Origin of the sequence: Marivita sp. (assembly GCF_022763305.1) — a bacterium.
Classification (GTDB): Bacteria; Pseudomonadota; Alphaproteobacteria; order Rhodobacterales; family Rhodobacteraceae; genus Marivita.
In genome coordinates, this window is the sequence record NZ_JALEGT010000055.1 from 102,923 (window position 1) to 118,864 (window position 15,942).

At 62.9% G+C, this 15,942-nt stretch carries 15 protein-coding genes and 1 tRNA gene; 6 read left to right on the forward strand and 10 right to left on the reverse strand.

Going from position 1 to position 15,942, the window contains the following annotated elements; all coding sequences use genetic code 11:
• Positions 1 to 37: 37 nt before the first annotated feature.
• The gene (locus tag MRY75_RS11160; RefSeq protein WP_292307793.1) at positions 38 to 1,123 is read left to right on the forward strand and encodes a PA0069 family radical SAM protein; all 1,086 of its coding nucleotides are present in this window, start codon (positions 38 to 40) and stop codon (positions 1,121 to 1,123) included.
• Between the two features lie 127 nt (positions 1,124 to 1,250).
• On the opposite strand, the gene MRY75_RS11165 is transcribed toward MRY75_RS11160, so the two are convergent.
• From MRY75_RS11165 to MRY75_RS11175, 3 genes are all read right to left on the reverse strand, one after another.
• Complete coding sequence (locus MRY75_RS11165; RefSeq protein ID WP_292307795.1) at positions 1,251 to 1,508, reverse strand: N-(5'-phosphoribosyl)anthranilate isomerase; 258 nt, start codon at positions 1,506 to 1,508, stop codon at positions 1,251 to 1,253.
• A gap of 50 nt (positions 1,509 to 1,558) precedes the next feature.
• Entirely contained in the window at positions 1,559 to 2,575 is a 1,017-nt protein-coding gene (gene bmt / locus MRY75_RS11170; protein WP_292307796.1) for a betaine--homocysteine S-methyltransferase, read from the reverse strand.
• Positions 2,576 to 2,722: 147 nt separating this feature from the next.
• Positions 2,723 to 3,931 (reverse strand): bifunctional alpha/beta hydrolase/OsmC family protein, encoded by a 1,209-nt coding sequence (locus MRY75_RS11175; protein WP_292307798.1) that lies wholly within the window; start codon positions 3,929 to 3,931, stop codon positions 2,723 to 2,725.
• Between the two features lie 108 nt (positions 3,932 to 4,039).
• Between MRY75_RS11175 and MRY75_RS11180 the strand changes: the two genes are divergently transcribed.
• Positions 4,040 to 4,912, forward strand: coding sequence for an endonuclease/exonuclease/phosphatase family protein (locus tag MRY75_RS11180; RefSeq protein ID WP_292307799.1), 873 nt, complete (start codon positions 4,040 to 4,042; stop codon positions 4,910 to 4,912).
• On the opposite strand, the gene dddP is transcribed toward MRY75_RS11180, so the two are convergent.
• Positions 4,909 to 6,255: a dimethylsulfonioproprionate lyase DddP gene (dddP, locus tag MRY75_RS11185; RefSeq protein WP_292307800.1), complete on the reverse strand. Its 1,347-nt coding sequence runs from the start codon at positions 6,253 to 6,255 to the stop codon at positions 4,909 to 4,911. The two genes, MRY75_RS11180 and dddP, sit on opposite strands and share 4 nt — an antisense overlap.
• Before the next feature lie 162 nt (positions 6,256 to 6,417).
• Between dddP and MRY75_RS11190 the strand changes: the two genes are divergently transcribed.
• Positions 6,418 to 7,164: a DUF3445 domain-containing protein gene (locus tag MRY75_RS11190; protein ID WP_292307802.1), complete on the forward strand. Its 747-nt coding sequence runs from the start codon at positions 6,418 to 6,420 to the stop codon at positions 7,162 to 7,164.
• Here MRY75_RS11190 and MRY75_RS11195 read toward each other — a convergent pair.
• The 5 genes from MRY75_RS11195 to MRY75_RS11215 form a co-directional block, all read right to left on the reverse strand.
• Positions 7,161 to 7,976: a lytic transglycosylase domain-containing protein gene (locus tag MRY75_RS11195; protein WP_292307803.1), complete on the reverse strand. Its 816-nt coding sequence runs from the start codon at positions 7,974 to 7,976 to the stop codon at positions 7,161 to 7,163. The two genes, MRY75_RS11190 and MRY75_RS11195, sit on opposite strands and share 4 nt — an antisense overlap.
• A gap of 110 nt (positions 7,977 to 8,086) precedes the next feature.
• Positions 8,087 to 8,851: a hypothetical protein gene (locus MRY75_RS11200; protein ID WP_292307805.1), complete on the reverse strand. Its 765-nt coding sequence runs from the start codon at positions 8,849 to 8,851 to the stop codon at positions 8,087 to 8,089.
• A gap of 155 nt (positions 8,852 to 9,006) precedes the next feature.
• Positions 9,007 to 9,507 (reverse strand): hypothetical protein, encoded by a 501-nt coding sequence (locus tag MRY75_RS11205; RefSeq protein WP_292307806.1) that lies wholly within the window; start codon positions 9,505 to 9,507, stop codon positions 9,007 to 9,009.
• 203 nt (positions 9,508 to 9,710) lie between these two features.
• A complete protein-coding gene (glnA, locus tag MRY75_RS11210; RefSeq protein WP_292307807.1) occupies positions 9,711 to 11,117 on the reverse strand; it encodes a type I glutamate--ammonia ligase in 1,407 nt (468 codons plus the stop codon).
• A 54-nt stretch (positions 11,118 to 11,171) separates the two neighbouring features.
• Complete coding sequence (locus MRY75_RS11215; protein WP_292307808.1) at positions 11,172 to 11,510, reverse strand: P-II family nitrogen regulator; 339 nt, start codon at positions 11,508 to 11,510, stop codon at positions 11,172 to 11,174.
• A 169-nt stretch (positions 11,511 to 11,679) separates the two neighbouring features.
• Between MRY75_RS11215 and MRY75_RS11220 the strand changes: the two genes are divergently transcribed.
• The 3 genes from MRY75_RS11220 (at position 11,680) to MRY75_RS11230 (ending at position 14,675) form a co-directional block, all read left to right on the forward strand.
• Positions 11,680 to 13,320 carry an NAD(P)H-hydrate dehydratase gene (locus tag MRY75_RS11220; RefSeq protein ID WP_292307809.1) on the forward strand — a complete coding sequence of 547 codons (1,641 nt, stop codon included), beginning with the start codon at positions 11,680 to 11,682 and terminating at the stop codon, positions 13,318 to 13,320.
• A 144-nt stretch (positions 13,321 to 13,464) separates the two neighbouring features.
• Positions 13,465 to 13,548: transfer RNA gene (locus MRY75_RS11225), tRNA-Leu, on the forward strand.
• 167 nt (positions 13,549 to 13,715) lie between these two features.
• Positions 13,716 to 14,675, forward strand: a complete 960-nt coding sequence (locus MRY75_RS11230; protein ID WP_292307810.1) for a methyltransferase domain-containing protein — start codon at positions 13,716 to 13,718, stop codon at positions 14,673 to 14,675.
• A gap of 42 nt (positions 14,676 to 14,717) precedes the next feature.
• Here the strand turns inward: MRY75_RS11230 and MRY75_RS11235 are convergent, their stop codons facing one another.
• A complete protein-coding gene (locus MRY75_RS11235; protein WP_292307811.1) occupies positions 14,718 to 15,815 on the reverse strand; it encodes a hypothetical protein in 1,098 nt (365 codons plus the stop codon).
• Positions 15,816 to 15,942: the final 127 nt, after the last annotated feature.

Sequence of the window (15,942 nt, forward strand, 5' to 3'; positions counted from 1 at the left end):
GCTTGCGGATGTTCTTCTTTCGTTCTATTTTCGCAGCATGACCCAATCCGACAGATATGTCGCGCCCGATCTGCGGCGCGGACGCGGGGCCCCGAGCCGGGACAGTGGCCGTTATGAAGCGCTGCGTCTTGTCGACGAGTCGGATGGCTGGGACATCGCGGAGGACCCCGCGCCCTTGAGGACCGAGGTGTCCGAGGAACGCCCCCGCAGCCTGATCAATTACGTGTCCTCGCCCGATCTGTCCTTCGATCGCACGATCAATCCGTACCGGGGGTGCGAGCATGGCTGCATCTACTGCTTTGCCCGTCCGACCCATGCCTGGCTCGGCCTGTCGCCCGGTCTTGATTTCGAGACAAGACTGGTGGCACGACCGGATGCGGCAGAGGTGCTGGCGCGGGAATTGCGGGCCAAACGCTACGCCGTGGCACCGATTGCCATCGGCACCAACACCGATCCCTATCAGCCCATCGAACGGGATCGCGGCATCATGCGCGCCTGTCTCGAGGTGCTGCAGGCGTTTCGCCATCCGGTGATGATCGCCACGAAGGGCGCCTTGATCGAGCGGGACATCGATATCCTGTCCGACATGGCGGCGCAGAACCTTGTGCGCGTCGGGATCACGATCACGACGCTTGATGCGGATCTCAACCGCCGGATGGAGCCGCGCGTGCCCAGCCCGGCGCGGCGGCTGGCCACGATCCGCCGCCTGTCCGAGGCAGGCGTCCCTGTGCGCGTCATGGTATCTCCGATTGTGCCGGGGCTCACCGATTCCGAGATCGAACCGATTCTGACCGCCGCCCGCGATGCCGGAGCCAAAGCCGCCACATGGGCGATGCTGCGCCTGCCGCTCGAAGTGGCCCCGCTCTGGGAGGCGTGGATGGACGAACATTACCCCGCGCGCAAATCCCGGGTGATGTCCAAGCTGCGCGAGATGCATGGCGGGAAGGTCTATGACGCGCAGTTCTTCAAACGGGTGCGGGGGGAGGGGGCCTATGCCTCTCTGATCGCGCAGCGGTTCACGAAGGCCCGCAAACGGCTGGGCCTCGATGCTGCGCTGCCGCCGCTTGACGGCACGCTGTTCCGTGCGCCGCCCCGGGCCGGGGAACAGTTGAGCCTGTTCTGAGCAATTGCGGAAACCCTTCGAAGGGTTTCGCCCAGTCCTTCGAAGGACTGGGCCCCGCAGATCGCCGGTGGTCCGCGCCAAAGCCTGCGAAGGCTTTGCCCCGTCTTTTCGAAAAGACGGGTCCGCCTCATTCGAAAAGATGCACCGGCTCGACATTGCAGAAGATGACGACCTGCCCGCCATTGACCACCGCGCGATAGCCCCGGCGCTGCAATTCGCGTCTGAAGCGATCCCACCCCAGGATCCGTTCGATATCGCGGGCCTGTCGGCGCACGACGCCGCCCTTGGCTGCGGCCTGAGCGGAAAAGACATGGGCAATCCACTGATCCGGAGACAGGGCCGGAGGTGGTCGACGGGGCGGGGTGGGGGCAAAGATGTCACGCATACCCCCTTTCTGCTCGAATGGCGGTTAATTTGACGTAAAGGGCAAACCGGTCAGGCGCGGCGACGTCCCCGCCGCTCGCGCTTCGGTGCGCCACTCTGGTCGCCGGTGCCGTCGCTGTCGGAACTGAAGGGGCCGATCTCGGCCACGATCTGCTCCAGCGTCGGTGCGTCCCCTTTGGGCGTGGTCTCCAAAGCCTCGCGCATGGCGCGCAGGTGGACCGGCATCGTGCCGCAGCAGCCGCCGATGATTTTGGCCCCGGCATTGCGGGCCAGGATCGCGTAACGCGCCATCAAGTCGGGTGTACCGTCGTAATGGATATGCCCATCGACATATTTCGGGATGCCCGCATTGCCCTTGGCAATGATCGCACGCTCGGTCCCGGCGGCGGTGAAGCCCAGAACCGTGCGCAGCAGGTCCGACGCCCCGGTGCCGCAATTGGCCCCGAAAGCCAGCGGCGGGTTGGGCAATGTCTCGATCATCGCGGCCATGCCTTCGGAGGTCATGCCCATCATCGTGCGCCCGGCAGTGTCGAAACTCATCGTGCCGCACCACGGCACATCCGCCAGGGAAAAGGCTTCGGCGGCTGCGCGGAATTCTTCGGGGGCGCTGATGGTCTCGACCCACATCACGTCGGCGCCGCCTTCCTTGAGGCCCTCGGCCTGTTCGTGGAACATCTCCACGGCACTGGCGTGGGACAGGGTTCCGACGGGTTCCATGATCTCACCGGTCGGGCCAACGGACCCGGCCACGATCACCGGGCGACCCGCTGCATCCGCCACTTCGCGGGCCAGTTCGGCCCCGATGCGGGACAGTTCGCGGGCGCGGTGCCCGGCATTGTGCAGCTTCAGACGCGAGGCGTTCGACCCGAAGGTGTTGGTCAGAAACAGATCGCTGCCCGCCTCGACCGCACCGCGATAAAGCGCGCGGATGTTGTCGGGTTTGGTGTCGTTCCAGAACTCGGGTGGATCGCCGCTTTCCAGCCCCATGTTGAAGAGGTTGGTTCCGGTCGCGCCATCGGCCAGAAGCCAGTCGCGGGTGGACAGAAGATCGTGCAGCGGGTTTGTCATGACAGGCCAATCGGTCAGTAAGGTTGATCCTGCCTGTCACATTTGCGCTCTAGAGACAAATTCATAATTCTCAAGACCATTATGAGCGGGGCGCGCTGCGATCCGTCGACGGATCGCGGGAAACGCGTCGACGCGTTTCCCGGGCACTCAGACCAGTTCCGTTTCGACCCGGCTCGATGCCTCCAGCGTCTTGTGAACCGGGCATTTGTCCGCAATTTCCAGAAGCTTCTGGCGCTGATCGGCACTCAGATCGCCGGTGACGGTGATCCGGCGGCGGAAGAGGTCGATATTCGCCGCTGTCGGCGTGCCCGCATCCTGCGCATGCACCTTGTCATGGCTCACATCGACCGACACGTGGTGCAGCGGCCAACCCTTGCGGCGCGCATACATGCGCAGCGTCATCGACGTGCATGCGCCCAGACCGGCGGCCAGCAGGCCGTAGGGCGATGGACCGCGATTGGTTCCGCCATAGGCCAGGGGTTCGTCCGCCAGCAGATGATGGGGTCCGGCCTGCACGTCCTGCAGGAACCCGGCGGAATCGGCCTCGGAGACGCGCACGATGCCCTCGGGCGCGCCGATCGGCGGGGCCGGGGGTGTCAGGGCCATATACCGTCCCGCCCAGGCCGCGATGACATCGGCTGCATATTCCGCATCCCGCGCCTCGGTGATCAGATGGTCGGCATCGTCCAGCGTGACAAAGCTTTTGGGATGGCGGGCGGCGGCAAAGATGTTGGTGGCGTTCTCGATCCCGACGACAGCGTCGCGCGGGGCGTGCATGACCAGCAGCGCGGCCTTCAGCCCCTTGATCACCGGACCAAGCGCCTGCGCCTTCACATCCTCGACAAAGCCTTTGCCGATGGTGAAGGGACGCCCACCCAGATCGACCGTCGCCCGTCCCACGGACTCGATGTCCTTCAGGGCATCCGAGAAATTATGCGTCACATGCTCGGGGTCATAGGGCGCGCCGATGGTGACGACCGCCTTGATGCCTGCCATGTCGCCCGCCGCCTTGAGAACGGCCGCACCGCCCAGCGAATGCCCGATCAGCAGAGTCGGTGCCGTGCCGCGCCCGGCCAGATAGGCTGCGGCGGCATGCAGATCACCGACATTCGAGGTGAAGGTCGTGTTGGCGAATTCGCCCTTGGAATGGCCCAGACCGGTGAAGTCGAATCGCAGAACCGCGATGCCCATCGAGGCGAGGCGCGCGGCGATCCGCCGGGCGGCCGGAATGTCCTTGGAACAGGTGAAGCAATGCGCAAAAAGGGCGGTGGCCAGATGGGGGCCGTCCGGCAGGTCAAGCCGCGCTGACAGGGTGTCGCCGGAATGGCCGGGAAAGGTGATGCGTTCGGTGGTCATGGTTTTTGTCCTTGGGGCCGGGGCAGGGCAGCCCTTTGGCATTTCGTATGAACCAAGAGTGTGGGGTGTGTCCCCCATGCGCAAGCATTGTGTCGGGAGCGTCACAGCATGGTGAGAGCCAGACAGGTGTTGGTGAACAGTGTTGCAGGTGTATTGGGCGCGGCCTTTTTCGGCAGCTTTGCCGGGGCCTTGCATCCGCTGGGCGACAGTCTGGCGGTGTTTCGCATCCCGCTGGCCGTGGCCTTCGCGCTTTGGGTGATCTGGTCGCCCTGGCTCGCGTGGCTGCGCTTGAGCCTGTCCATGATCTGTCTGGCCGCAATGGCGCAGATCGTGGCGCAGAAATATGTCTCGCACCCGGACGGGCCGATCACGATCTACCAGAAAAACCTGCTCTTCGAGAATGACCAGGTCGAAGCTCTGGCCGCCGATATCCGCTCTACACAGCCTGACATCGTGACGCTGCAGGAACTGACCTCACGCAATGCCGCGCTTGTCCGCGACCTTCGGACGGACTTTCCCTATCAGGCCAGCTGCGCGCTGGTGGAATGGGCGCGGGTCGCGATTCTCTCGCGCTGGCCGGTCGAGGGTGAAATCTGCCTCGAAGGGCAGGGGCTTGTCGGTCTTCAGGTGATGTCGCCGGATGGTCCGTTCTGGGCGTTCAGCCTGCATGCATTCTGGCCCTGGCCGCATGGTCAGGCCGAGCAGTTCGGCACGCTTCTGCCCGTACTGGACGATCTCGAAGAGCCGGTGGTCATCGCAGGCGATTTCAACATGGTGCCGTGGTCCTATGCCGTGCAGTCCATTCAACGCAGCATCGGCGCGACACGGGCCGGCCCTCTGTTCCCGACGCTGACCAAGATGGGCGCGCCGCTGCCCATCGACCATGTCTATGCACCGGGGGGCGGGCAGGCCACGCCGCGCCCCTTGCTGGGGTCGGATCACAGCGGCGTTCTGGCCAAGGTGTTCGTCTTCGCGCCCTAACCGGTCAGTCCCATCAGTGCCGGATCGAACGGGTATTTCGACAGGTTCTCGTAGCCCGTCTCGGTGATCAGCACCTGATCCTCCAGCTTGATCGAGAAATCGGCACCAACCTCGCTGACCAGCGCCTCGACGCAGAGCGTCATGCCCGGCTCCAGCGGATAATCGAACGCGCCGGGAACGGCGTGGTCGGGGTAGGACACGAGCGGCCACTCGTCACACAGACCCACGCCATGCATCAGGCAGCCGTATTTCTGTGTCTGGTACTTGTCGTGCAATCTGTGGGTCCGCGCGGTCAGTTCGGGGATCATGACGCCAGGTTTGAGCAACTCCATATTGGCCATGATATGCTCATGCGCGTGTTTCATCGCCTCGATCATGTCGGGACGGGGCGCACGGTCTCCGATCCACCAGGTGCGGCTCATGTCGGTGCAGATGCCGTAGCTGCCGATCAGGTCGGTATCGAAGGCGACGATCTCGTTGGTCTGCACGATCCGCCCGCCGCATTCCTGAAACCATGGGTTCGTGCGCGGGCCGGAGGTGAGCAGCCGGGTTTCGATCCATTCGCCCCCGCGCCGGATGTTCTCGGCATGCAGCACCGCCCAGATGTCATCCTCGGACACTCGGCCCCCCGGCACATGGGTGCGGGCAAAGCGTTCCATCTCGGCCATCGCCACCTCGCAGGCATGTACGGAACAGCGCATCGCCCTGATCTCGTCCGGTCCCTTGATGGCGCGGGCTTTTTCGGTGACCTCTTCGCCCTCCATGATCTGTAATCCCTGCGCCTCGAGCGCGCGCAGGCCGTGCAGCATGATCTTGTCGACTGCCAATCGCTTGTTGCCGGGGGCGTGTTCGGCCAGCAGGGCGCGGACATCGTTGGCGAACACATCGGCTGCCACGTCCACCTTGTCGCCCCGGTCGAAATAGAAGAGGTCCGCCCCCGACCGCGCCTCGCGCACCAGCGGGTTGAATTCCGACAGGAAGGGCGAGTTCTTGTAGTCCCAGATCACCATGTAGCCATCGGCACAGAGCAGGACCGCGCGGAACGGGTTGTGCGTGTTCCAAAGCTGCATGTTGGTGCTGTCGGTGGCGTAGCGGATGTTGAGCGGGTCGAACATCAACAGACCAGCATAGTCGCGGTCCACGATGTGCTGGGTCAGCCGCGCCCAGCGGTAGCGGCGCATCTCCTGCAGGTCGGGCAGTTCCAGCCCCGCCGCAGCCCATTCGGCATAGGCCAGTTGTGTCGGGCCGATCTCGACCCGGTTTTGGTCGTTGGGTGTGTTGTCGCCCGTGGTGGCGCCACGGGTCGGGTCGATCTTACGGGTATCGCGGAAATGGGTGTTCATGGCAGCGCCTCCTGCCCGCGATGCTGAAGCGGTGCTGACCTGCAAACGCGCCGATTTGCGACCTTGTTCGGCGGGGGGCGTGACGCTTTTCGCCCTGCTGCACCTGCACTTGGCGGGCGGTCACGACTTTTCTCTGTCGCGCCGCTGCGCTAGTCCTGCGGCATGATCCTGCAACGCGCCCTGCCTTACGACGTGATGCCACCGCGCCCGCTTCCGGGGATCGCTCCCTTGGGCGATGCGCCGTGGTTTCTGGTGGACGAGGCCTATGCCCCGCAGATGGCCGAACGGCAGCGTTTGATGGCGTCGCGGCGGGACAATGTGATCGCCACCGATGATCCCGATCCCGTCAACCTATCAAAGATGATGGACGCGGTGCTGGATCACCTGCCGCAGGGGGTCACGCGGTCCGGAGATCAGGTCACATGTCCCGATGGCCGGAGTGTCGAGATCGACAGATCAGATCCGTTCGGGACTTTGGGACAGATCCTCCAGAACGACATCTGCCTGATGGAAAAGCGAGGCGATGAGCACGTGCTCACCGGCGCGGTTCTCTGCTTTCCGGCAAGCTGGCGCCTGCGCGAAAAGATCGGCCATCCGCTGACCCATATCCACACCCCGGTCAAAAGCTATACCGACGACATCGCGCGCCGGGTGCAGCGTCTGTTCGACGGGGTGCGCCACGGGATGCCGATCTGGCGGTTCAACGCGCTCTGGTATGAAGACCCCAGCCTGTACCAGCCACGGGCCGAAGCCGAGCCGCGCCCGCTGACCGAAGCAGGCAAGACGCCTTACCTGCGCAGCGAACGTCAGGTCTTGTGGCGGTTGCCGGACAGTGAGGCGGTGCTCTTCACAATCCACACATTCGTTCTGGCCCGGAACGACGTTCCGAGCGCAGCCGAACAGGCTTAGCTTCCCGCGCGTTGGGCGGAATAGACGATGGCGCGCAGGTAGTTGCCGCTGTCGTTCCAGACCGAAAGCACGTTGAAATTATGTGTGCCTTCGCCAAAAGGCTCGCCCGGCCGCCAGCCGTTGCGACGCAGCATGTTGGCGGCTGTCGCCAAGGCATCCACCGCATCATAGGGGTCGGCGCGGCCATCGCCGTTGCCATCAACCCGATATTTCAGCCAGTTTCCAGCCAGAAACTGCATGTGGCCCAGTTCACCGGACGGACCTCCCTTTGTACTGGGGGACAGGATGCCGCTGTCCACCATATCGAGCGCGGCAATCGCATGCGGCTCGAACCGGGGGTGGCGGCGGCAATAGGAGGACAGCGTGACGGCCCCATCGACCACCGACGTGCCGCCCAGATAGCCACCCCAGCTTGTCTCGAGCCCCCAGATCGTTGCGAGGATACCCGCAGGCACGCCGTAATTCCGCTCGATCGAGGTGAAGGTGTTGGGATTGCGGGCGATCCGGTTGCGGGTCTGGCTGATGAAACTGTCCGCCGTGCTGCCCGAGCGTTTGGCCAGGAACCTGGCCGGGTCCCCCTGCAGCGTTCCGGTCTGGTTGCCGGGGTTCGATTCAAACCGCCAGGTGATGTCCGACAGGCGCGCGTTCTGCAGTGCGGCCAGCCCGCGCTGTCCGACACCTGCTGCCGCCGCCTGGCGCGCCAGTGTCTGCTTGTATTGGTCGAACGCGCCTTTGCTGGTGATGCATTCGGCCGAATAGGCAGGAAGGGCTGCACACAAGGACAGGCAGGCCGCAGCAAGGAAACGACGCATTTTGGTTAACTCCAACACTCTACAGTTGTTGGGACGTTAACAAATGCTGCGTGATGGGCAAGATGGAACGCGCGGCAAGAGGGGTCTTATCGCACGTCCACGTGTTCGGATCAGAGGACCTGGGGCAATCCCGGTGCCATACCCGACTGGGCCAAGACGGCATACAGCCCCGCCACACCGAGCGCCATTGCGCCCGCGCGCAGGTCTTCGCCCCGCACGAGGTTGTGGACGATGATCGGGATCGCAAGCGGTGCGGCGATGATCGCCGTGGTGAAGGACACCGCCCAAGCTGCAAGCCGTGTCGGCACCGTTTTGGCGCGCCGTTCCTCCAGCTCCATCCGCTCCACATCTTCGAGAGTGACCGCGTTCATCTGGGCGCGCACGGCTGTCATCATCCAATTGTCCATCTGCACGGACATACGACGATGCACCATGCGCTGCTTGCCGGTTGCCCTGACCTTGCGGGGCACGATGCGCGTCCGCGCTGTGGCGTGGTCAACCGCGTAATTGTCCGCCGCAAGGAAATCCGCCGCTGCAATCGGTTCTTTCGATCCGTTCCAGAAGACGGTGTGGGCGTCGAATGCGCGGCACAGGTCCGCCGCCACATTGGCCAGTCGCGCGGCACTTGTCCGGGCGTCGCTGCCGCGGCCGGCGACCATCATCACCGAGCTGTCACCGGCTTGGTCGATGGCCAGCGTGAGTGTGTCACTGTCGCCGATGGTCCAGTCGATATAGTCGCGGGTGATGGGCTGGCGTTGGTACGCCACCTTCTGTTGTGACAAGGCGTGATTGATGGCGGGCACGACGGATTGGCAGACCGCGTCGCGTGATGTGTCAGTGACTAGGCTGATTACGGTTATGTCCGTTTTTGTCATTCTTGACCTCCCAAGGTCTGATAGAGCGTTCCCCTGCCAAGGATTTAAGTCTCGGAATGTGTCCGAAATGCGCAGCGAATCCGGCGCAAATTGGAAATTTGGCCGATTTCGGGTTTTTCTGAGGGTTTTCCGCCAAGATGGGTCAGTATGGCCGGTCACTTGCCAAAGTGTTTAGCGGCCTTTTCTTCGAGTTCGTCGAAATTGTAGGCCTTGCGAATCTGAAGACCCAGCGCCATTTCGCCCTCAAGCGTGCCGTAAAATTCCCGCTCTTCCTGAGACATTTTTCCCGCAGCCGCCCGCCAACCCATTGACATCAAGCCCTTCCGGGCGTCGCGGACCTCTTCATCTCCGTCGATATACATGGTCTTCAACAGGGACAGACCAACGGTCGTGTCCTTCACGACGGTGCTGACATTCGCAAGCTGTTGTTTGTGCTGCCCAAGGAAAAGTGTGGCCATCGCAGCTCCGACCGGCATCACAACGAGGATCAGAATGCCGATCGCAATGTATTTGACCAATGAGCCTTTTGAGCTCTTGTCCCAGGGAGCGTCCTGGCCATTACCTTCCCTGCCGGGGTCTGGCGGCGGCGCCTCGGTGGGCTGCACACCGTTCTTGGCATTGAGCCGCGCGATCCGGTCATTGAAATCGGTACTCATCGGGCAATCCTCGTGTGGACTCGTGACAAGGGTTGGGCCTTGCGGCCGGAACGTACCAGTCAATCACATTTGCGTTAGGCCAACCTGCGACGGAAGAAGGGCCATTTCTGGGCAATCCGCCGTCGCGGTAGGTGTCATGAAACGTGACAGCAAAAAGGCGCCCCGAAGGACGCCTTTCCGCAATACACGCCTGATCGCAGGGATCAGCTGCTGTAGTAGAGCGCGAATTCCACCGGGTGCGGTGTCATTTCGTAGGCTTCCAGCTCTTCCATCTTCAGGTCGATGTAACCGTCGATCTGATCCTTGGTGAACACGTCACCGGCCAGCAGGAAGTCATGGTCGGCCTGAAGCTCGGTGATCGCTTCGCGGAGGCTGCCGCAGACGGTCGGGATGCCTGCCAGCTCTTCTGCCGGAAGATCATAGAGGTTCTTGTCCATGGCTTCGCCCGGATCGATCTTGTTCAGGATGCCGTCAAGACCGGCCATCAGCAGCGCCGCAAAGCAGAGGTACGGGTTTGCGGTGGGATCGGGGAAACGGGCCTCGACGCGCTTAGCCTTCGGGCTTTCGGTCCACGGAATACGGACGCAGCCCGAGCGGTTGCGTGCGGAATAGGCGCGCAGAACGGGGGCTTCGTAGCCCGGAACCAGACGCTTGTAGCTGTTGGTCGACGGGTTGGTGAAGGCGTTGAGCGCCTTGGCGTGCTTGAGGATGCCGCCGATGAAGTAAAGCGCTTCCTGGCTGAGGTCGGCATACTTGTCGCCGGCAAAGAGCGGCTTGCCGTCTTTCCAGATCGACATGTTGACGTGCATGCCCGAACCGTTGTCGCCCTTGAGCGGCTTCGGCATGAAGGTGGCCGAGCGGCCATAGGACTGCGCGACGTTGTGGATGATGTACTTGTACTTCTGAAGCTCGTCCGCCTGCTTGACCAGCGAGCTGAAGATCAGACCCAGCTCGTGCTGGCTGGTCGCCACTTCGTGGTGGTGCTTGTCGACCTTCATGCCGATGCGCTTCATGGTCGAAAGCATCTCGGAACGGATGTCCTGGCCGTCATCGGACGGGTTCACTGGGAAGTAGCCGCCCTTGTAGGTCGGACGGTGGCCAAGGTTGCCCATCTCGAACTCGGTGTCGGTGTTCCACGCGGCGTGGTCCGCATCGACTTCGTAGGACACCTTGTTCGGCATGACCGAATAGCGCACGTCGTCGAACAGGAAGAATTCCGCTTCCGGGCCGAAATAGGCGACATCGCCGATGCCCGAGGACTTGAGGAACGCTTCGGCCTTGGCCGCGGTGCCGCGCGGGTCGCGGTTATAGGCTTCGCCGGTATCGGGCTCCACAACCGAGCAGTGCACGCAGACGGTTTTCTCGGCGTAGAACGGATCGATATAGGCGCTTTCGGTGTCCGGCATCAGTTTCATGTCGGACGCTTCGATGGACTTCCAGCCTGCAATCGAGGAGCCGTCGAACATGAAGCCTTCTTCGAGGAAATCTTCGTCCACCTGGTCGGACATCACGGTCACGTGCTGCAGCTTACCGCGCGGGTCGGTAAACCGGATGTCGACATAGGCGACATCTTCGTCCTTGATCATCTTGAGAAGCGCTTCAGTGCTCATTCTCTCTTCCCTTTCACTGAGTTTGGGTCGTTATTCGAAAAACAGGGCGCAGAATCAGATCGCGTCGGATCCGGATTCACCTGTGCGGATACGGATGGCCTGCTCGACAGGCGATACGAAAATCTTGCCATCGCCGATCTTGTCGGTTTTGGCCGCTTCCACGATGGCGGCGATGGCGCCGTCCACCTGGTCATCATCAAGGACAACCTCGATCTTCACCTTCGGCAGGAAATCGACGACATATTCCGCCCCGCGGTAAAGCTCGGTGTGGCCTTTCTGGCGGCCGAACCCTTTGACTTCCACGACGCTGAGACCTTGAATGCCGGCGTCCTGAAGGGCTTCTTTCACCTCGTCGAGTTTGAAGGGTTTGATGATGGCTTCAATCTTTTTCATGGCGGGTCCCTCGCTCCTGCGTTGGGGTCGTCAGACCACTTCTGTTTGAGAGCCACAATCAGCTAGGCTAATTGTTGCTGAAGAGATGGGCATGATTGAAATATGCCGCTCAAAAATTATGCAAGTTGCACAAAAAGCGTGCAGAATTGAATCGCATCAAGGATCGGTCATGACCGAATTGCTCACCTCCGCGCAGATGCGGGCTCTCGAACAGGCAGAAATCGAGTCGGGTGCCGTCACCGGACTGCAGCTGATGGAGCGCGCCGGACGCGGTGCGGTCGACGCGGCGCTGGACCACTGGCCGGACCTGTCCGTGGGGCGACATCGCGCGCTGATCCTGTGCGGACCCGGCAACAATGGCGGCGACGGGTTTGTCATCGCCCGGCGGCTGGCGGATCGCGGCTGGTCTGTCGACGTGTTTCTCTATGGTGATCCGGGCAAGCTGCCACCCGACGCAAAGGCCAACCACGACCTTTGGTCCGAAATCGGCACTGTGACGCCCTTTGACCTTGATCGACTCCAGAACGGCGCGCAGCCGGACCTTTTTGTGGATGCCGTGTTCGGAACGGGACTGACACGCCCCTTGCCCGAAGACCTGGCCCAGGCGCTGGAACCGAGGATGATGAGCACCTGGAAGGACGGCCACGCGATCCGTCGGCTGGCCATCGACTGCCCGTCGGGGCTGAACCTCGACACGGGCTTGATCCCTGCGCAGTCCGAGGACAGCCCGCCCAAAATGACCTCGGCCCATCTGACAGTGTCCTTTCACAGCCTGAAGGTGGGGCACAAGCTTGGACTTGGGCCAACCCTCTGCGGAGAGCTGCGTGTTGTCGATATCGGCCTGTCCGGCGTCGATGCCTCTGAGCGCGCGATGGTCGGCACCACACCCGATGCAGAGCGCGCCCGGCTTGTCGCGCCCGATTTCCTTCAGAGCGCGCTGCCGCCGCGTATCTGGCCGGGCGCCATGATCGCCAAGTTGCGCGGGCAGGGGCACAAATACGATTACGGCCATGTCATGGTCTGCGCCGGAGGGCCGGGCAAAGGCGGAGCCGCACGTATGGCGGCCCGATCCGCCCTGCGCGCCGGGGCCGGACTGGTGACGGTGCTTTGTCCGCCAGAGGCGCTGACAGAGAATGCCTGCCACCTCGATGCGGTGATGCTGCGCGCCTGTGGGGACGCGGACGCGTTTGCACAGAATGTTGACGATCGCGTCACAGCTCTCTGTCTTGGGCCCGGCCTTGGCGTCAGCGATGCGACCCGCGCCCTTGTTGCGGAGGCATTGAACCATCGTCGCGGTGACCGCGGCTGGCGCGACCCGGCCGTCGTGCTGGATGCGGATGCGCTGACCTCGTTTGCGCAAGACCCCAAGAGCCTGTTTGCGCTGACCCATCCCCGCACCGTGCTGACCCCGCATGAGGGTGAGTTTGCGCGGCTTTTCCCGGACCTGGCCCAGTCCGAACGGGGAAACCGCTCCAAGATCGACGTGGTGCGGGCTGCGGCGGATCGGGCGGGCTGCGTGGTGCTGCTCAAGGGGGAAGACACGGTGATCGCCCAGCCGGGCGGCGGCGCAAGCGTGCACAGCGCCACCGGGAACCGCGCTGTACCATGGCTTGCAACAGCAGGCGCCGGCGACGTGTTGGCCGGGCTGATCGCAGGCCTTGCCGCACCCGAGACCGCTCCGGAGCTCTTCTGCGTCACCGAAGCCGCGGTCTGGCTGCACTGCGAAGCGGCGCGCCTTTTCGGGCCGGGCCTGATTGCGGAAGACCTGCCTGACATACTTCCTGGCGTCTTCTCAACCTTGGGTGCCTGAGAAACTTCGTACGAAGTTTCTCGGGCTGCACGAATTGACAACAAGAACTGGCCGCAGGACTTGGCCCCAGACGCGGGCCGCAAAATTTTCGTGCGAAAATTCTGCTCGCATCAGCCCAAGAGCTTTGCTACTCACCAGCGCAATGCGGGTGTGGCGGAATTGGTAGACGCACCAGATTTAGGTTCTGGCGCCTTTGGCGTGGGGGTTCGAGTCCCTTCACCCGCACCATACCCTTTGAAAATGCGCAAGCGACACCGCTGCGATGCAAATCCCGTTGACAGACTGGCCTGAATGGCTCTAACGCGCGATCTGGCACCGGGTGTCCGGTGCGGCGTGTCGCCCGTCGCGTGGTCTGTCACCCCAGACAAATGAGCGGGCCCTTTGGACAGACGAAGATGGTGGCAAGGCTTTTTGCGTCCGGTGATCCGCATGCCGACAGGCGGGCGGAGTTTGCCGAAACGCTGGCGCATCTGGGCGATCTTGACGGTGCGGTGGACGTGTTGCGCGGTGCGCTCGACATCGTTCCGGACTGGGGCGCTGGGTGGTTCCGTCTGGGCGAATACCTGGAGCGCGCGGGCGATCCGACCGGCGCGGCCGAGGCCTGGGCCCGGTGCGTTGCGGTTCAGCCGGACGACCCTTTCGGGGCCGGCCTGCGGCGGGACCTGCTGCGCGACCAACCGCTGAGCGACAGCATGCCCCCGGCCTTTGTCGAGATGCTCTTTGACCAGTACGCGCCGCGGTTCGAGTCTTCGCTGCTCGACCATCTCGACTATCAGGGTCCGGCCTTGATCGCGGACGCGCTTGCGACCGTGGCGGGCCTGCCGGTGGCGCGCGCGCTCGACCTCGGCTGCGGGACCGGCTTGATCGGGCCGGTGCTGCGCCCGCATTGCGCCTATCTCGAGGGGGTCGATCTTTCGCAGGCCATGTTGGACGAGGCTCAGGAAAAGGGAGTCTATGACCGGCTCGACAAGGGCGACATTCAGGGGCTCAACTTTCCGGAACAGCCCTTTGGACTGATCGTCGCCTCGGATGTGTTCAACTATCTGGGTGCGCTTGAGCGCATCATCGGCTGGTGTGCCGCCAGCCTTGCTCCGGGGGGCACGCTTGTGTTCACGGTGGAGCAGGGTCAGGACTGCGACGTCACGCTGCGCGAGACCCGGCGTTTTGCCCATGGGCGTGACTATGTCGGCGAGTTGCTGCAGACCGCCGGATTTGCGCCCATCGACATACGCGATGTCGTCTTGCGCAAGGATCGCGGCGAAGATGTCCGCGGGTTGTGCGTTGTCGCGCAGGCGGCGATTGCGACCGGCCGGCGTCTTGACGACGGCGAGACGCAGGTCGAGGTCGTGGATTAGACATTTGGGACTGGGGTGCGGCTCCGGTCCTACTACTGTGCCCTAGCGCGCGATGTGCGCGAAGTTGGCTCCCACGATGTCACGCGGGCTGATATGGATCAGTCCGGGCCCGTTGGCGGCACCGACGCTCTGCCACAGACCGAAATGTTCCTGTCGTGCTTCGGACGCGTCTCCGGCCATGAAATTGTGCAGCTTCCGCCCGCGCAGCACGGTGTCGTAGAACGACCGGAGCGCTGCCTCGGTCAGAAGGGAAAAGCTGTCCATGCCATTGGGCATGAACACGTCGACCTCTTCATCGAAGGAATTCACCGCTTTCTCCTGACTTCCATGCAGAACCATGTTGACCCCCATGCGGCGGTTGAGCATGTTTTGAACGTCGATGAACTTCTGACCTCGGAAATTCGGGATTTCCTCTCTTTTCTGAGCGTCGGTCTTGTCGGCGTCGTTTGTGGCGGCCGGTGACTTGCCGGCCCGATGCAGATGCGACCACGGGCTGCTGGCGTGCTGTTCCGACACAACGATGTTGACGCCTGGATTGTCGGCGGGCACCACTGCGAAGAGGTCATAATCCCCGTGAATGTAGGAGGCGTGCAGTACGCCGCGACCTGTGTCTTTCATCAGGGCGCCGTACCGTTTTGATCCCGGGCGGGTGTCGGTGAAGAACGGTTGTCCCATGGGCAGATAGAACCGGGAAGGGGTCGAAGCGTCCTCCCATTCGAGATCGTCGCAATGACGTCCCGAGGCCACGAATTTCGTCCATTCCTTCATGGCGGAGGCGTATTTCTTGGGGGTCGCATAGGCGAGGCGCATGGCCGCCGCCGTGGGATTGCAGACCAGACCCGCCACCTTCGACACCCAGCGTGTCCCTTCGATCGCGACATTATTCTGTGCCGTCTTTGCCTTGGTGTCCGGACCTTTGGGAATGAAACCCGTTCGTCCGATAAAGCGAATCGAGGCTGGATTGGACCGTCGCACCAGGATGAAGACATGAAACCACCACGCGGTGTACGCGAAGGCCAGCTGGTCCTGGCGTCGCATCACGCGGTCGGCATCGGGGGCATGGGTGCGCAGGGTCGGTGCAATCATCTGACCTTGCACGGGTTTCGTATGGTCATACGTGCCGGCAGCCATTCTGGACATGCTCACAGCCTTTCCAATAGGGCTGGCAAGTCACGGAGCCTCGCGACATCCTTGCGGTCAAACGGACTGCGGCGGACTGCATGGCCTGCCAATAATATTTCAAACAACACCACAGAGCTTACGGCGG